At 64.5% G+C, this 14,479-nt stretch carries 16 protein-coding genes; all 16 read right to left on the bottom strand.

The genetic code is table 11. The features are described 5' to 3' along the window. Positions 1-11: 11 nt before the first annotated feature. The 16 genes from GEV06_12195 to GEV06_12120 all read right to left on the bottom strand — a co-directional run bounded on the left by GEV06_12195 (position 12) and on the right by GEV06_12120 (position 14,402). Positions 12-1,166, bottom strand: coding sequence for a methyltransferase domain-containing protein (locus tag GEV06_12195; protein ID MPZ18657.1), 1,155 nt, complete (start codon positions 1,164-1,166; stop codon positions 12-14). Beyond that, entirely contained in the window at positions 1,153-1,662 is a 510-nt protein-coding gene (locus GEV06_12190) for an adenylyltransferase/cytidyltransferase family protein (GenBank protein ID MPZ18656.1), read from the bottom strand. The genes GEV06_12195 and GEV06_12190 overlap by 14 nt, the downstream gene beginning before the upstream one ends. 76 nt (positions 1,663-1,738) lie before the next feature. Then, on the bottom strand, positions 1,739-2,305 hold the full coding sequence (locus GEV06_12185; GenBank protein ID MPZ18655.1) for a superoxide dismutase family protein: 567 nt from the start codon (positions 2,303-2,305) through the stop codon (positions 1,739-1,741). A 55-nt stretch (positions 2,306-2,360) separates the two neighbouring features. Beyond that, positions 2,361-3,734 carry an ATP-binding cassette domain-containing protein gene (locus GEV06_12180; protein MPZ18654.1) on the bottom strand — a complete coding sequence of 458 codons (1,374 nt, stop codon included), beginning with the start codon at positions 3,732-3,734 and terminating at the stop codon, positions 2,361-2,363. After that, positions 3,731-4,516 carry a hypothetical protein gene (locus tag GEV06_12175; GenBank protein ID MPZ18653.1) on the bottom strand — a complete coding sequence of 262 codons (786 nt, stop codon included), beginning with the start codon at positions 4,514-4,516 and terminating at the stop codon, positions 3,731-3,733. Before GEV06_12175 ends, GEV06_12180 begins: the two co-directional genes overlap by 4 nt. Next, a complete protein-coding gene (locus GEV06_12170; protein MPZ18652.1) occupies positions 4,506-5,240 on the bottom strand; it encodes a SpoIIE family protein phosphatase in 735 nt (244 codons plus the stop codon). The genes GEV06_12175 and GEV06_12170 overlap by 11 nt, the downstream gene beginning before the upstream one ends. An 80-nt stretch (positions 5,241-5,320) precedes the next feature. Next, positions 5,321-5,731 carry a F0F1 ATP synthase subunit epsilon gene (locus GEV06_12165; protein ID MPZ18651.1) on the bottom strand — a complete coding sequence of 137 codons (411 nt, stop codon included), beginning with the start codon at positions 5,729-5,731 and terminating at the stop codon, positions 5,321-5,323. Between the two features lie 21 nt (positions 5,732-5,752). Further along, on the bottom strand, positions 5,753-7,201 hold the full coding sequence (gene atpD, locus GEV06_12160; protein MPZ18650.1) for a F0F1 ATP synthase subunit beta: 1,449 nt from the start codon (positions 7,199-7,201) through the stop codon (positions 5,753-5,755). A gap of 65 nt (positions 7,202-7,266) precedes the next feature. After that, positions 7,267-8,130 (bottom strand): ATP synthase F1 subunit gamma, encoded by an 864-nt coding sequence (atpG, locus tag GEV06_12155; GenBank protein MPZ18649.1) that lies wholly within the window; start codon positions 8,128-8,130, stop codon positions 7,267-7,269. A 105-nt stretch (positions 8,131-8,235) separates the two neighbouring features. Further along, positions 8,236-9,765 (bottom strand): F0F1 ATP synthase subunit alpha, encoded by a 1,530-nt coding sequence (locus GEV06_12150; protein ID MPZ18648.1) that lies wholly within the window; start codon positions 9,763-9,765, stop codon positions 8,236-8,238. Further along, on the bottom strand, positions 9,762-10,304 hold the full coding sequence (gene atpH, locus GEV06_12145) for an ATP synthase F1 subunit delta (protein MPZ18647.1): 543 nt from the start codon (positions 10,302-10,304) through the stop codon (positions 9,762-9,764). The genes GEV06_12150 and atpH overlap by 4 nt, the downstream gene beginning before the upstream one ends. After that, a complete protein-coding gene (locus GEV06_12140; protein ID MPZ18646.1) occupies positions 10,297-10,974 on the bottom strand; it encodes a hypothetical protein in 678 nt (225 codons plus the stop codon). The genes atpH and GEV06_12140 overlap by 8 nt, the downstream gene beginning before the upstream one ends. Positions 10,975-11,013: 39 nt before the next feature. Beyond that, positions 11,014-11,637 carry a hypothetical protein gene (locus GEV06_12135; GenBank protein MPZ18645.1) on the bottom strand — a complete coding sequence of 208 codons (624 nt, stop codon included), beginning with the start codon at positions 11,635-11,637 and terminating at the stop codon, positions 11,014-11,016. Further along, positions 11,567-12,616: a selenide, water dikinase SelD gene (gene selD / locus GEV06_12130; protein MPZ18644.1), complete on the bottom strand. Its 1,050-nt coding sequence runs from the start codon at positions 12,614-12,616 to the stop codon at positions 11,567-11,569. Before selD ends, GEV06_12135 begins: the two co-directional genes overlap by 71 nt. 1 nt (position 12,617) lies before the next feature. Further along, a complete protein-coding gene (locus GEV06_12125; GenBank protein ID MPZ18643.1) occupies positions 12,618-13,580 on the bottom strand; it encodes a ParB/RepB/Spo0J family partition protein in 963 nt (320 codons plus the stop codon). A 42-nt stretch (positions 13,581-13,622) separates the two neighbouring features. Next, the gene (locus GEV06_12120; GenBank protein MPZ18642.1) at positions 13,623-14,402 is read right to left on the bottom strand and encodes an AAA family ATPase; all 780 of its coding nucleotides are present in this window, start codon (positions 14,400-14,402) and stop codon (positions 13,623-13,625) included. Positions 14,403-14,479: the final 77 nt, after the last annotated feature.

Raw genomic sequence — 14,479 nt, 5'->3', positions numbered from 1 at the left:
TGCCCCTCGTGTTAAGACGCGGCATGACGGTCGCCGGCCGGGCCGCCGGGCTTCCGGCCGATCATCGCGACAAACAGCGCCGCCCGCTCGATGACGATGTCGGTAAACCCCGCACGCTCGCCGTAGATCTGGAGCTCTTCGCCGGTCGACGACTTGCTCACGTTGGGTGGCCGCAAGGCGGCGTCGACCTTTGAAATCTCGAGAAAGAGATCCCAGCCCATCTCACCGCTCAAACCAAAGTTGTCCACATACACTCGTCCACCTGGACGAAGCACACGGTAGGCTTCGGCAACGTAGCGATAGCGATCCCACTCATCGATGTGCATGAACACGGCGGTGCAGTACACGACGTCTATCGACTCGTCCTGTATGCCGTGAAGATCCACACCGTTGAGACGCACGAACGACACGTTCTCGAAGCGGTCGAGCGCCGGTCGCGCGTAGCGGAGCATGTTCGTCGACACATCGGCGCCAATCCACTGCCGGCAGCGCGGCGCGAGCTTCGCGCCGACGCGGCCCGCGCCACAGCCGATCTCCAACACCACATCGTCCGGCCCGATGCCGGTCAGCTCCGCCACGTGAGAGGCGGTGTTCTCCCCCGTCCGATTCCACTCCGCATCGTCGTCGTAGCCAGCCACCGATACGCGCGCGTCGCGCTGGTTGCGGGCGGACTCGTCCCACACATCATGGTATGCAAAGCGCGGCAGCATCCGGCGGCCGGCTCGCCACCGGACGACCGGCACCGTATCCAGTGTGCCCTCTCTGATGTGACCATTGTGGACCACGCGAGCAGTGCACTTGAGAAGAACGAGACGGCGCTTCGGCAAATCGAACGCTCTGACGAAGGCCTCGAACCCGGCGCGTTCGACGCCGGGCAGCTGGGGATGCACCCTTGCGACGTCCGGCCTCGGAAGAGAGGGCATGACCGTTTCGACCTGCTTGCCGGCGGCGGAGAGAACAATCGTGACCGGCGCGCCATCATCGGAGCAGCACCATCCGCGCACGAGGATCCACCCATGGAACGGCTGCAGGGCAAGCGGGGCATCGATGGCGCCGTAGAGCCAGCTCATTCGAGCGCGCCGACGCCGATTGAAGATCTGAAACCCCTCCTGCGTGACGCGCTGCACCCAGTAAGCGGCGAACCGCCGCAGGTCACCTTTCGCCATACGTTCCGGGCTCGACCGCAATAATGCGCGAGATCATGTCGGTCGTGGAGTGGCCCTTCTCGATTGGCGCGCGCACCACACGGCCCCCACGCGCCACGGTCGCCTCGCGCCCGACGATTTCACCCTCGGCCCAGTCCGCACCTTTCACCAGGACGTCCGGTTGCAAGCGATCAATCGCGCGCGCCGGCGTCTCATCGTCGAAGAGCAGCACGGCGTCGACCGACGCGAGACCGGCGAGCAGCTCAGCGCGCTCTGCCTCCGGAACGAGGGGACGGCGCGGTCCCTTGTTGGCCCTGGCGGAGCGATCGGAGTTCACGGCCACGATGAGGCGATCCCCCTCGGCGCGTGCGGCGGCAAGATAGCGAACGTGGCCCGGATGCAGGAGGTCGAACACCCCGTTGGTGAACACGACGGAGGCGCCGTCCTGTCGCCAGGCCGCGACGCGGGCGACGGATTCGTCCAACGACACGATCGGCGCGCTTCGAACACGAGACATGGAGGTAAGAGGTTCGAGGTAAGGGGTGGGGTGCGAGTAGGCACCATCGCCGACGTCTACCTCGAACCTCAGAACTCTACTTCTTCTCAACCACGCCGCAGGCGATGCGATCGCCGGCGTCGCCGGCCGGATCCGTCGAGTAGTCGTCCAGCTTGGCATGCACGACAATGGCCGTCCCATCGTCGTCCAGCAAGCTCTGGGCGCCAGGCGCGATAGTCACACTGGGTACGAACGCATCGACGGTCAGTGTGCCGTCCTGGCCGACGTAGACATTGGGCAGGTCACCTTTGTGGGGCCCCTCCGGGTTCTTGTACCCATGGCCCTTCGACTCTGGGTTGTAGTGCCCGCCTGCCGACTTGAAGTCGGGCCCCTCACACTGTCCCGTCATATGCAGGTGCAGCGCGTGCTCGCCCGGCGGTACGCCAGAAAGCTTCACCGTCAATAGCACACCCGCCGGCGTCTCGCTCAATTCTGCCGTGCCGAGCGACTTCCCATCCGCATCCTTCACATCTGCTGCCGCCGTCGCCGCCGTTTCAGATTGCGGCCGCAGCGCGGAACCGGATGCCGCAGCTCCGGCAGGCCCCGTCGTCAAGAGAATGCCGACCACACTCGCACTCGCAACACACAGGCTGAGATATCTCATCGTTGCCTCCATTCATTCGATCTTGAGCCACGCCTCGTCTCATGACAAGCACGGGCTATCGGCTGTGCTCCCAACCAACCGGACCGGCGACCCGCCGCAAGCGCACGTTCTCGGAAAACTCCCACGTGTGCGGCGGGCGATAGATACCCACGTCCTTCAGGCGGGATTTCACGCGGAACGTGTAGAGCTGGCGATGGTAGTCGTACGGATACCCGTCCAGCTTGTGGGCCGCAACGTCGAGCTTGTACGTTCCTTCCGTGAGGTCCAGGCGATCGATGACGAACCGCACCTCGCCCCGCCCGCGGACCACCTCCGGTTGGAGCTCCTCGATGCTGGTGTTCGTCCCATAGCAACATACGCCGTCGGCGTTGAAGATCGCGACACCGAACGCGAAGTCGCGCACGGCATCCCGCGCGTGGACCGAGAGCCGGAGCGTCACACGGTCCCCACTGTGGAAGACGTGGGCCGCCTGGCCATCCTCACCGACGAGTGTCACATCTTCGACCTCGACCTCACGCGTGCCCCATCGTCCTTCAGTGGCGCGAAACATGTCTGTCGGAGGGACGGCCCCCGGGGGGTTCCTCTCAACTGACGCGCGCACACGGGACGCGTCGGTCGATGCGTCGCTACCGCCGGCCACCTCACGCGTCACGGCATCCTCTGCTGCGAGGTGCGCCTCTTCGCTGGTCTCGACTTCGGTCACGTACGCGTCGACGACTCGCTTGGGATCACCGGCGCCGCAGACACGCCCTCGATCGAGCCACAGCGCTTCATCGCAGAAGCGCTCCACCATGCCAAGCCCGTGGGTGACCAACAAGATCGTCTTACCGCGGCGCCGGAACTCCCCGAACTTGTCGAGGCACTTGTGCGTAAAGCCCTCGTCACCCACCGCCAAGACCTCATCGATCAGGAGGACGTCGGGATCCACATTGATGGCCACGGCAAAACCGAGCCGCATGTACATGCCGGACGAGTACGTCTTGACCGGAGCATCGATGAACGACTCGAGCTCCGCGAATCGGACGATCGCATCGAAGCGCCGCGCCACTTCCGCCCTCGACAAGCCGAGCATGATGCCGTTGATGAACACGTTCTCCCGCCCAGAAATCTCCGGGTGGAAACCAGCGCCCAGCTCGATGAGCGCGGAGATCCGCCCGCGCACAACCACTGATCCGCTCGTCGGCCGCGAGATCCCCGCGACGCATTTGAGCATCGTGCTCTTGCCCGAGCCGTTCCGCCCGATGATGCCGAACGTCCTTCCGGCTGGCACCGTGAACGACACGTCCTCGAGCGCGCGAAAGGTCTCATCCGGTCGCAGCTCACCGATCAGGCTGCCGGTGATGATGGCGCTCTTGAGCGTCGCGAATTGCCGGCGATGGTTGAAGCGTCGGTACACCTTCGAGACGTTCGAGACCTCAATGGCATTCATACTTCTTCAGCAAACGAGTCACGGAGACGGTCGAAGATGAAGTATCCCACGAAGAAGACCAGAATCGCCGCGAAGGCCAACGCCATGAGCCACTTCCAATGGCCAAAAGGTCCGTCGTAGTACAGGATCTCCTGATACGAGACGGCAAGGTGCGTGAACGGGTTCAGGTTCAGGAATTTTTGGTGCGCCTCCGGCACGAACGACATCTGGTAGATGATTGGTGTCGCGAAGTACCAAAACGTCAGCAGGTTCGCGAGGATGTCCTTGATGTCACGAAAGTGGACCGTCAGCGCGGAGAGAAACAGGCCCATGCCGAGCGTCAGCACGAGCTGCACGAGCACGACGATTGGAAACCAGAGGAGCTCGCTAACGCTGACCGATGCCCTGTAATAGACGACGAACGCCGCCAGAATGGGGAGCCCGAAGAAGAAGTGCATCATGTTGGCGAGGACCGACACAATCGGCAGCACCTCGGCCGGAAAGAGCACCTTCTTGATCAGGTTACCGCCCGCGAGGAGCGAGTTCGCGGATTCCATGATCGACGCGCTGAACCAGGTCCACGGCAGCAGGCCGCAGAAGAGAAACAGCGCGTAGTTCTCGATCTGCGTGTTCGGCAGCACCACCTTGAACACGAAGGTGTAGATCAACAGAAGCAGCAGTGGGTTGATGAACGACCAGAAGAAGCCGAGGACCGAGCCTCGGTAGCGCGCCTTGAGCTCGCGCGCCACGAGGCTCTGAATGAGCGCTCGGTAGCGCAGGAGCTGCCGCAGGTTATAAATCATCGATCTGAAGGCCAATAGCGGTGATGTTGTCCGGGCCGCCTGCGCGGTTGGCTTCGTCGATCAGGCCGCCGCAGGCGCGCTCCAGGCCGTCCTCGCCAGCGAGAATCTCGCGGATCCGGTCGTCGGCAACAACCGTCGTCAGACCATCGGAGCAGAGCAGCACGCGATCGCGCCGCTCGAGCGTGAATGTGCTGACATCGATGGCCGGATCCTCCATCCCTGTGAGCGCCCGTGTGACGACGTGTCGCCACATGGAGTAGCGCGCCTCCGTGACGGAGAGACGACCTGCGTCAACCTCTTCTTGCACCCATGAGTGATCCCGCGTGAGCTGCGCGAGACTGCCTTGTCGCAGTCTGTAGACGCGACTGTCGCCGACGTGTGCGATCGCCGCGTCGCCGCGCTCGACCAGGACGGCAGATGCCGTGGTGGCCATCCCACGCAGCCGTGCCTCCGCGCGCATCGCTCTGGTCAGGCCCTGGTTCGCGTGCAAGAACGCTCGCCGGAGCTGCTCCAAGGGCGGGGCCGCTTCCCCCGCATGCAGGTCGGCCGTGAGAAATGCCTCTGCCTCCTCCACCACCAGACGCGACGCCACCTCGCCGGCGGCATGGCCTCCCATGCCGTCCGCGACGATGAAGAACCCAAGCTCCGGTCGCGCGCCGAAGGCGTCCTCGTTGACGGACCGTCGGAGGCCCGGGTGCGTGGCGGCGGCCCAGGAAATGCGCATGGATCCACGATAGAACGGTGCCTCGGTGGAATGGTGCCTGGCCCGAAGCCTCAATGGCAGCGGAATACGAACGAGAGCCCTCAGCCGCGAGCGCGTGCGTGTCGCGCCACCTGCAGCCGCGTGTTTGCCTTGTCTATGGCGGCCCGTACGCGCTCGTAATCGAGCCCCGCCTCCGGCGTCCGCGCGCGTTCATCGGCACGCGCCTTGGCGGCCTCAGCACGCGTGACGTCGATGTCCTCGGCGCGCTCGGCGCGCTCGGCCAGCACCGTCACTCGATCTGGCAACACCTCCGCAAACCCATTGGCGATCATCACATAGAGCTTTTCTGGCCCCTTACGGTACCAGAGCTCACCAATCTTCAGCGTGGCCAGGAGCGGCGTGTGACCGGGTAGAACGCCGAAGTAGCCCTCGGAGCCCGGCAGCTGGACCTCGTCCACGGTGTCGTGAACGACCTCTCGCTCCGGCATCACGATGCTCAGTGTCAAACTCATGAGTTCTGACCAAGAACCTCGTTACAGCGTCGTGGCCATTTCCAGAGCCTCGTCGATGGTGCCCATCATGTAGAACGCCTGCTCCGGCACCTCGTCATGCTTCCCGTCGCAGATCTCCTTGAAGCCGCGGATCGTATCGGCAACCGGCACGTACTTCCCCGAGCGCCCCGTGAACTGCTCCGCCACATGGAAGGGCTGCGAGAGAAACCGCTGGATCTTACGCGCGCGGCCCACGGTCAGCCTATCCTCCTCGGAGAGCTCATCGATGCCAAGAATGGCGATGATGTCCTGCAGATCCTTGTTCCGCTGCAGGACTTGCTTGACGCGCCGCGCCACCTCGTAGTGCTCCTCGCCGACGATCCGCGGATCGAGAATACGCGACGTGGAGGCGAGCGGATCCACCGCCGGGTAGATGCCCAGCGAGGCGATGTCACGAGACAGGTTCGTGGTCGCATCGAGGTGCGAGAACGTCGTCGCCGGTGCCGGATCCGTGTAGTCGTCTGCCGGCACGTAGATCGCTTGCACCGAGGTGATGGAGCCCTTCCTGGTCGACGTGATGCGCTCTTGGAGCTCCCCCATCTCGGTGAGCAGCGTCGGCTGATAACCCACCGCGGAGGGCATGCGGCCGAGAAGCGCCGAGACCTCCGAGCCGGCTTGGGTAAAGCGAAAGATGTTGTCGATGAACAGGAGCACATCCTTGCCTTCGGCGTCGCGGAAGTACTCGGCTACCGTTAGTCCCGTGAGCCCTACCCGCAGGCGGGCGCCCGGCGGTTCCGTCATCTGGCCGTAGATCAGCGCCGCACGGGACTTCTGCCAGTCGCTGGGATCGACGACGCCGCTCTCCTGCATCTCGTGCCAGAGATCGTTCCCCTCGCGGGTGCGCTCCCCGACGCCCGCGAAGACGGAGACGCCGCCGTGCTTGAGCGCGATGTTGTGAATGAGCTCCTGGATGATGACCGTCTTGCCAACGCCGGCGCCACCGAAGAGCCCGATCTTGCCGCCGCGCAGGTAGGGCTCGAGGAGATCGACGACCTTGATGCCGGTCTCGAACATCTGCAACTCGGTCGACTGCTCCTCGAGTGACGGCGCAGGTCGATGAATCGGCCATCGCTCCTGCGTCTCCACGGGGCGGTCCGGGAAGTCGACCGGCTCACCCAAGACGTTGAGCACCCGTCCGAGCGTCTGGGGGCCAACCGGCACGGTGATTGGCTCACCGAGGTCAACCACCTTCATGCCTCGCTGCATCCCGTCGGTGGCCTTCATCGCGACTGCACGCACTCGATTCTCGCCCAGGTGCTGCTCCACCTCGGCGATCACGTCGACCCGATTGCCGCTCGCGTCCCCTGAGGCGATCCGCACGGCGTTGTAGATGGCAGGCAAGCGCCCCGACTCGAACTCGATATCGACGACGGGCCCGATGATCTGCACTATACGCCCTTCCTGTTGCTCTACGGCTGCTGCATCGCTCATGTGGTGCTCTTTCGATCTCAATCCTGTCATCCACTGGGTCGTCGGCGCCGGTTTGTTCGCCCGTCCTATGCCTTCGCGCCCGAGACGACCTCGATGATCTCGCGGGTGATGGCCGCCTGGCGGACCTTGTTCATGTAAAGCGTCAGGTTGTCGATCATCTCCTCGGCGTTCCGCGAAGCGGCATCCATCGCGGTCATGCGGGCCGCGAACTCGGCTGCTTCCGACTCCAGCAACGCACGGAAGATCTGGACCTCCACGTGCTGGGGCAGGAGCCGCGCCAGGATCTCGTCGGCCGACGGCTCGTACAGGTAGTCCGCTTGCGGCGCCCCTAATTGCTCCGTGTCGGCGAGCCGCGGGATGGGCAGTAACTGTTCGACGACCACGCGCTGCTGCATCACCGTCTTGAACTCGTTGTAGGCCAGGCACACCCGGCCGGCACGCCCTTCGACGAACTCCTCCACCACCGCACGGGCAATCTCGCGCGCATGATCCAGCTTCAACCGCCCGAAAATCTGCGTGAGCTCGAAGCGCACGTCGACGCGTCGGCGCCGGAAGTAGTCGCGCCCCTTCCGGCCAACGAGCGCGAACGTCACCGCTCGTCCCTGCTGCTCACCGACGAAGCTGCTTGCCGCCTTCGTGACGTTGCCGTTGAAGCTCCCGCACAAGCCCTTGTCGGCGCTCACGACGACGAGCAGCGTCGGCGCATCGCCCATTGCCTCACTGCCCAGGAGCGGGTGTCGTCCTGCCTCGACGCGCGTCGCCAGGCTATTCAACACATACGCCATCCGCTGCGCGTACGGCCGCGCATTCACGACGCGTTCCTGCGCGCGACGCAGGCGCGACGCCGCAACCATCTTCATGGCCTTGGTGATCTGCTGTGTCGCTCGCACAGCCCGCACGCGGCGCCGGATATCAATCAGTGACGGCATAAGAACAGTTCTTGGTGCTTGGTCCTTAGTGCTTGGTTCTTCCTCCTTGGTGCTTGGTCCGGCGGCAGTCGCGCACCAAGAACTAAGGACCAAGGACTAAGGACCTTATATGACGGTTCCCTGCGGTGTCGCCACGAAGCTCTGGTTGAACTCCTTGATCGCCTCCGTCAACGTGCGCTTCGCGTCATCATCGACGGTCTTCTTCTCCGCGATCGTTGTCAGAATGCCCGGGTGACGCGTCTCGAGAAATCGGTGGAACTCCCGCTCCCAGCGCCCGACTTCCGCCACCGGAATGTCGTCGAGCAGACCGTTCGTGCCGGCAAAGGTAATCGCGACCTGCTTCTCGACGGCCAGGGGCCGATACTGCGGCTGTTTCAGGATCTCGACGAGACGCACGCCGCGATGCAGCTGCGCCTGCGATGCCTTGTCGAGGTCGCTGCCGAACTGTGCGAACGCCGCCAGTGCGCGATACTGCGCCAACTCGAGACGCAACGTTCCTGCGACCTGGCGCATGGCCTTGATCTGCGCAGCGCCGCCGACACGCGAGACCGAGTTGCCCACGTTGATGGCCGGCCTGACGCCCTGGTGGAAGAGGTCCGTCTCCAAGAAGATCTGCCCGTCGGTAATGGAGATCACGTTGGTCGGAATATACGCCGAGAGGTCACCCGCTTGCGTCTCGATGATGGGCAGCGCCGTCAGCGAGCCACCTCCGAGATCGTCATTCAACTTGGCCGCCCGTTCGAGCAAGCGCGAGTGCAGATAGAAGACGTCGCCAGGATACGCCTCTCGGCCCGGTGGCCGCCGGAGCAGCAGTGAAATCTCCCGGTATGCCTGCGCGTGCTTGGAGAGATCGTCGTAGATGACCAACGCGTGCCGCCCGCTATCACGAAAGTACTCGCCCATCGCACACGCGGCGTACGGGCTGATGTACAACATCGGCGCAGGGTTGGACGCCGCGGCCGCAACGACGATGGTGTAGTCCATCGCGCCGTGCTCCTCGAGCGTCCTGACGACTTGGGCGATCGTCGATTGCTTCTGGCCGACCGCGTTGTAGATGCAGACGACGTCCAGACCCTTTTGATTGATGATCGTGTCGACCACCACCGCGGTCTTGCCCGTCTGGCGATCCCCGATGATCAGCTCGCGCTGTCCGCGCCCAATTGGCACCATGCAGTCGATCGCCTTGAGCCCAGTCTGCAGCGGCTCTCGCACGCCCTGTCGCTCGACGACGCCCGGCGCCAGCCGTTCGATGGGCGCTGTCTTGTCGGTGACGATCGCGCCCTTCCCGTCCAGCGGCTGGCCGACCGCGTTCACCACACGGCCGAGCAGTGCCTCGCCCACCGGTACGGAAATGATGCGATTGGTACGCCGGACCGTATCGCCTTCCTTGATCTTCGAGAACTCGCCCAGCAGCACCGTGCCGACGCCATCTTCTTCGAGGTTCAGCGCAATGCCGTAGACGCCGTGCGGGAACTCGATCATCTCGCCCGCCATCGCACGCTCCACGCCGTGGAGACGCGCGATGCCGTCGCCGACCGACACGACCGTCCCCACCTCTGCGACATCGACATCCGGGGAGAAGCCGCCAATCTGCTCGCGAATGAGTCGCGAGATCTCGTCTGCTTTGATCGTCATACCTCTGCGCTCAGTTGTTCTTTGAATCGCCGGAGCTGCGTCGTGATGCTGCCATCGAACACCAAGCTGCCAACGCGTGCCACTGCGCCGCCAATGATGCTGGGGTCGACCGCGCGCACGAGCGACACGCGCCGGCCCGTCGCTCGAGACAATCCGGCCGCGATTGCCGCCGCTTGCTCCTCGCTCAGCGGCACCGCCGTAGTCACCGCGGCCTCCATCACACGTTGATGCTCGAGCATCCGTCGGTGGAAAGCGGCCGCGATGGGGCGGATGGTGGCGAGGCGATCCCGATCGGCGAGCGCCAGCAACAGCCGGTGGCTGATGGAGGTGAGATCGAGCCGCGGTGCAAGCTGATCGACCAGCGCATGCTTGGCTGCCGGCTTCACCATCGGACTGGTCAGCGCAGTCTCGAGGTCCCGGTGCGCGTCGAGTAGTTCGACCATGCGTGTGAGGTCTGAGGCCGTATGCGCTGGATCACCCTGTTGAAGCGACACGTCGAACAACGCCCTGGCCGCGCGTGTCGCTTCGAGCCTAGTCATACGGCTGCCTCACATCCGCGACATAATGCGCGATCAGACGCTCTTGATCTGCCTGCGTCATCGTGGCACGCAGATGGGCGGAGGCGACGTCAGCGGCAAGCGTCGCGGCGTCGGCCACGAGCTCCTGCTTCGCCACGCGGAGCGCCAAGTCGATCTCCCGGCGTGCCTGGGTAATCATCCGGCTCCGCTCTTCCTCGGCCGCGTGACGGATGCGCGTTTCTTCCGCCGCGATCTCCTCGACACCACGCTGCCGCAGCGCCTCTATCTCGCCCGGAAGGGCCTGGAGCTTGGCCTCGACCTCGGCGAGCTGCGCGCTGGCCGCGTTGCGGGTCGACTCTGCCTCGGCGAGGCCAGACCGGATCCCCTCCGCACGTCCGGAGAGATGTCCGGCAAGCGGCGTCCGAAGAAAGTAGTAGAGGCCGCCGGCAAGCACCAAGAAATTCACGAGCGTCGCGATCGTGCCCCAGGGGCTCTCGTCGTGGCCCGCCTCGTCTGCGTGCGCACCTTCTCCGTGCTGCGGAGGGCGCTCTTCTGAAGGCGCCACTTCGCCGGCCGCGTTCGATGCGCCCGGCTCTGCGGCAACCAACAGCGCAGGGAAGCTCAGGGCGCCGGCCAGCACTGCCGCCGCCACCGAGAGATTGATCCGAATTTCACAAGCGCGCACGTGCATCGGTCTTTCGCGTCTTGCCCCTTCGATGTTGAACCACGATTAGGAAGCTTGGCGGTCGAGCAGGCGGCTTGCGACGGCAAGACCGAGCTCGTGTGCCTCAGCAGCCAGGCGGGCCCGCGCCGCTTCAGCAGATGTGCGCAGCTCTTCAGCAGCCCGCGCTCGTTCTTGCTCGACCTCGCGGCGCGTTTCGGCAACAAGGGTCGATCGCTTCTCGAGCGCGTTGCGGCGGACCTCGTCCATTTCCCGGTAGAGACTCGCGCGTGCAGCGGCGGTCTTGGCTTCGTACTCTTCCGTGGCCCGTCGCGCTTCAGCCGCGGCACGTGCGGCCAAGGCGCGCGCCGACGCCACCGCTTCTTCACGCGCGCGCATCACGCGGGTCAGAGGCTTGAACAAGAAGTGCTGCAACGCGGCTGCTAGCACGAGAACCGAGAGGATGACCCACAGGACCGACAGGTCCAGCGACACGCAATTGCCTCCGGAGAAACCCAGCCCACGAACCTGCCGGGCATGGAAAGGCCGGATCAGGCGCGCCTCAGACGGCACGCCGAAACGTAGTTTTATACCATCCCCACCAAACTGTCGCAAGAGCACATCAGAGAAGCCGGACCTTCCACTCGCCCTGTGGCTCGACGAGCCCGACGCGGACGGCAGGCACCCCGGCACGGTGCAACCGCCCCAGAACGGTCTGTTCCTCGGCGCTCGACACGGACGCCAGCAGGCCGCCCGAGGTCTGCGGGTCGTACAGCAAGGCGAGCAGCGCCGGCTCCATGTCGCGCGGCACGTCGACGCCTGACCCGAAATAGGCCTCGTTCGTCTTACCGCCGCCGGTGAGGTTGCGCGCGACCAAAGCGCGGACACCCGCCAGCAGTGGCACCGCGCTCGCGTCGATCGCGATCGTCACTCTGCTCGCAATCGCCATCTCCGATGCATGCCCGAGCAAACCGTATCCGGTGACGTCCGTGCACGCCCCAACGCTACGCTCCGGCGCACCTGCGAGTGCCTCCGCCGCAGCGCGGTTGAGCGTCGCCATCGAGACGACAGCCGCCTCGAGCACATCGGCTGGCGCACGCTGAAACTTTGCAGCCGTGGTGATCACACCGGTTCCGAGAGGTTTCGTCAGCAAGAGGACGTCGCCGGGCCGGGCCCCGGCATTCGCCCAGATTTGCCCGGGATCGACCATACCGGTGACCGCATAGCCGAACTTCACTTCGTGGTCCTGGACAGTGTGGCCACCGAGGAGGGCCACTCCCGCCTCGACAAGCTTCTCCAGGCCGCCGTGGAAGATCGCGCGCACGACGCTCGCGTCGAAGTCGTTCGCTGGGAAGGCGGCAATAGCAAGCGCCGTGAGAGGACGCCCGCCCATCGCATAGACGTCGCTCACGGCGTTGGCTGCCGCGATCTGGCCGTAAAGACGGGGGTCGTCAACAATTGGCGTGAAAAAATCAACGGTTTGAACCAGCGCCTCGGCTGCCCCGATTTGGTACACACCCGCATCGTCCGCGGTCCTGAAGTCAACCAGAACCCGGTCAGAGGCTTCCACGGGCCAGTCGCTCAGCACGTGAGCGAGCTCGCCGGCAGCGAGCTTGCTCGCTCAACCGGCGCAGGCGGCGTAATCGGTGAGTCGGCGTTTCTTCTTGAACATTTCAGCTCGGTTCTGTAATGCGCTCGTAGATTCGATTGAGCTCCTCTTCGGAGATGAAGTCGATTTCGATACGTCCCCCTTTCCCCGCGCGGACGATACGGACGCGTGTGCCGAGCGCGAGGCGCATGCGCTCCTCGGCGTGGCGTGTGTGCACATCGGTCGACGGCTCGGTGCGTGTGGGCTTGGCCGGCGTCAGGAGACGACGCACGAGCGCTTCGGTCTCGCGCACCGAGAGATGACGATCAAGCGCCTCGCGCGCGGCTGTCTTCATGCGCGCGTGATCGTCGAGGCCAACGATGGCACGAGCGTGGCCCATCGAGAGCGCCGCGCCCGCGACGAGCTGGCGCACCTCTGCCGGCAGCTTCAGGAGTCGGAGGTGATTGGCAATCGAGGCGCGATCCTTGCCGACGGCATCCGCAATTTGTTCCTGGGTGAGATGAAACTCCTCGACGAGGCGCCTGTAGGCGAGCGCTTCGTCTATCGCGTTCAGGTCTTCCCGCTGGAGGTTTTCGATGAGCGCGACCTCGAGCAGCTTCTCGTCGGGGACGTCTCGAAGGACCACCGGCACCTTCAGCAAGCCGGCGCGCTGCGCGGCTCGCCAGCGGCGCTCGCCGGCAATGATCTGATAGCGCTCCCCGCGGCGCCGGGTGACCAGCGGTTGGATGACCCCGCTGGCACGCAGGGAGCGGGCAAGCTCGTCGAGTCGCCTATCGTCGAAGTGCGCGCGAGGCTGGAGAGGGTTGGGATCCAAGAGATCGAGGTCGACCTCGAGCGCTTGGCCGATGTTCTGCCGCCCCTCCCGGAGCTCGTGAGAAGCAACAGCCCCTGGCCCCTCCGCTTGGGAGCTCCCTCCACCAGGAGGCTCGGTAGCCGGCTGCGTGGAAGGAGCAATCGCGGGGGGCTGCCTGTCGGGAATGAGCGCGCTCAAGCCGCGCCCCAAGGCGGAGCGCTTTTCCGCTGCCATCTGCTTCACTCCTCACAAGTTAGGTCTATCAACATAGTCACGTCATGCCCTTGGACCATTCCGCGACAGGAGCTCACGTGCAAGGGTTGTGTAGGCTTCAGCGCCGCGGGATTTGGCATCGTACAGGACGGCCGGCATACCGTGGCTCGGCGCCTCGGCCAGACGGATGTTTCGTGGGATCACGGTGTCAAAGACCTTGTTGTCGAAGAACCCCCGAATCTCGCGGGCAACCTGTTGACCGAGGTTGGTTCGGTCGCCGTACATCGTCAACAGCACGCCTTCGACGTCCAATCGCGGGTTGAGGGCCGAGCGTACGCGCTTGAGCGTGGTTAGGAGATCTGCGAGTCCCTCCAGCGCAAAGTATTCGCAGTGCAATGGGATGAGCACCGTGTCGGCGGCGACGAGCGCATTGAGCGTGAGCAGGCCGAGGGAAGGCGGCGTATCGACGAGCAAGTAGGAGAAGCGATCCCGGAGCGGTTCCAGCACCTGCCGCAAGCGCCCCTCGCGGTTCGCTTGAGTGACGAGCTCTACCTCCGCACCTGAGAGGTCGCGATCGGCAGGAACTACCTTCAGCCGTTCGATCGGCGTGTCAAGGATGGGGAGGGGTATCTCGCCGTCGGCACCAGCTCCCATCAGCGCTTCGTAGATGGTGCGGCCGTCATGCTGCTTCTGTCCGACGCCGCTGGTGAGATTTCCCTGCGGGTCGATATCGACAGCGAGCACATCATGGCCGGCACTGGCCAGCGATGCACCAAGATTGATCGCCGTTGTGGTCTTGCCCACACCGCCCTTTTGGTTCGAGATCGCGATGATCTTCCCCATTTTCAAAAGCTTAGGGTCGAGTTGCTTGCAGGATGTTGGTGATCGGCGGCTCGCCGTCCGACAAAACGATAGCACAG

This window comes from Luteitalea sp., assembly GCA_009377605.1.
GTDB lineage: Bacteria > Acidobacteriota > Vicinamibacteria > Vicinamibacterales > Vicinamibacteraceae > WHTT01.
Note: the sequence above shows the minus strand (reverse complement) of the source record. Positions and strands in the feature narration are given on the sequence as shown.

Excerpts from the sequence above, each read along its gene's own strand:
- GEV06_12165 (MPZ18651.1), bottom strand. The coding sequence starts at position 5,731 with ATGAGTTTGACACTGAGCATCGTGATGCCGGAGCGAGAGGTCGTTCAC.
- GEV06_12180 (MPZ18654.1), bottom strand. The coding sequence starts at position 3,734 with ATGAATGCCATTGAGGTCTCGAACGTCTCGAAGGTGTACCGACGCTTC.
- GEV06_12170 (MPZ18652.1), bottom strand. The coding sequence starts at position 5,240 with ATGCGCATTTCCTGGGCCGCCGCCACGCACCCGGGCCTCCGACGGTCC.
- GEV06_12195 (MPZ18657.1), bottom strand. The coding sequence starts at position 1,166 with ATGGCGAAAGGTGACCTGCGGCGGTTCGCCGCTTACTGGGTGCAGCGC.
- atpH (MPZ18647.1), bottom strand. The coding sequence starts at position 10,304 with ATGACTAGGCTCGAAGCGACACGCGCGGCCAGGGCGTTGTTCGACGTG.
- GEV06_12190 (MPZ18656.1), bottom strand. The coding sequence starts at position 1,662 with ATGTCTCGTGTTCGAAGCGCGCCGATCGTGTCGTTGGACGAATCCGTC.
- GEV06_12185 (MPZ18655.1), bottom strand. The coding sequence starts at position 2,305 with ATGAGATATCTCAGCCTGTGTGTTGCGAGTGCGAGTGTGGTCGGCATT.
- atpG (MPZ18649.1), bottom strand. The coding sequence starts at position 8,130 with ATGCCGTCACTGATTGATATCCGGCGCCGCGTGCGGGCTGTGCGAGCG.
- GEV06_12140 (MPZ18646.1), bottom strand. The coding sequence starts at position 10,974 with ATGCACGTGCGCGCTTGTGAAATTCGGATCAATCTCTCGGTGGCGGCG.
- GEV06_12125 (MPZ18643.1), bottom strand. The coding sequence starts at position 13,580 with ATGGCAGCGGAAAAGCGCTCCGCCTTGGGGCGCGGCTTGAGCGCGCTC.
- GEV06_12120 (MPZ18642.1), bottom strand. The coding sequence starts at position 14,402 with ATGGGGAAGATCATCGCGATCTCGAACCAAAAGGGCGGTGTGGGCAAG.
- GEV06_12175 (MPZ18653.1), bottom strand. The coding sequence starts at position 4,516 with ATGATTTATAACCTGCGGCAGCTCCTGCGCTACCGAGCGCTCATTCAG.
- atpD (MPZ18650.1), bottom strand. The coding sequence starts at position 7,201 with ATGAGCGATGCAGCAGCCGTAGAGCAACAGGAAGGGCGTATAGTGCAG.
- GEV06_12150 (MPZ18648.1), bottom strand. The coding sequence starts at position 9,765 with ATGACGATCAAAGCAGACGAGATCTCGCGACTCATTCGCGAGCAGATT.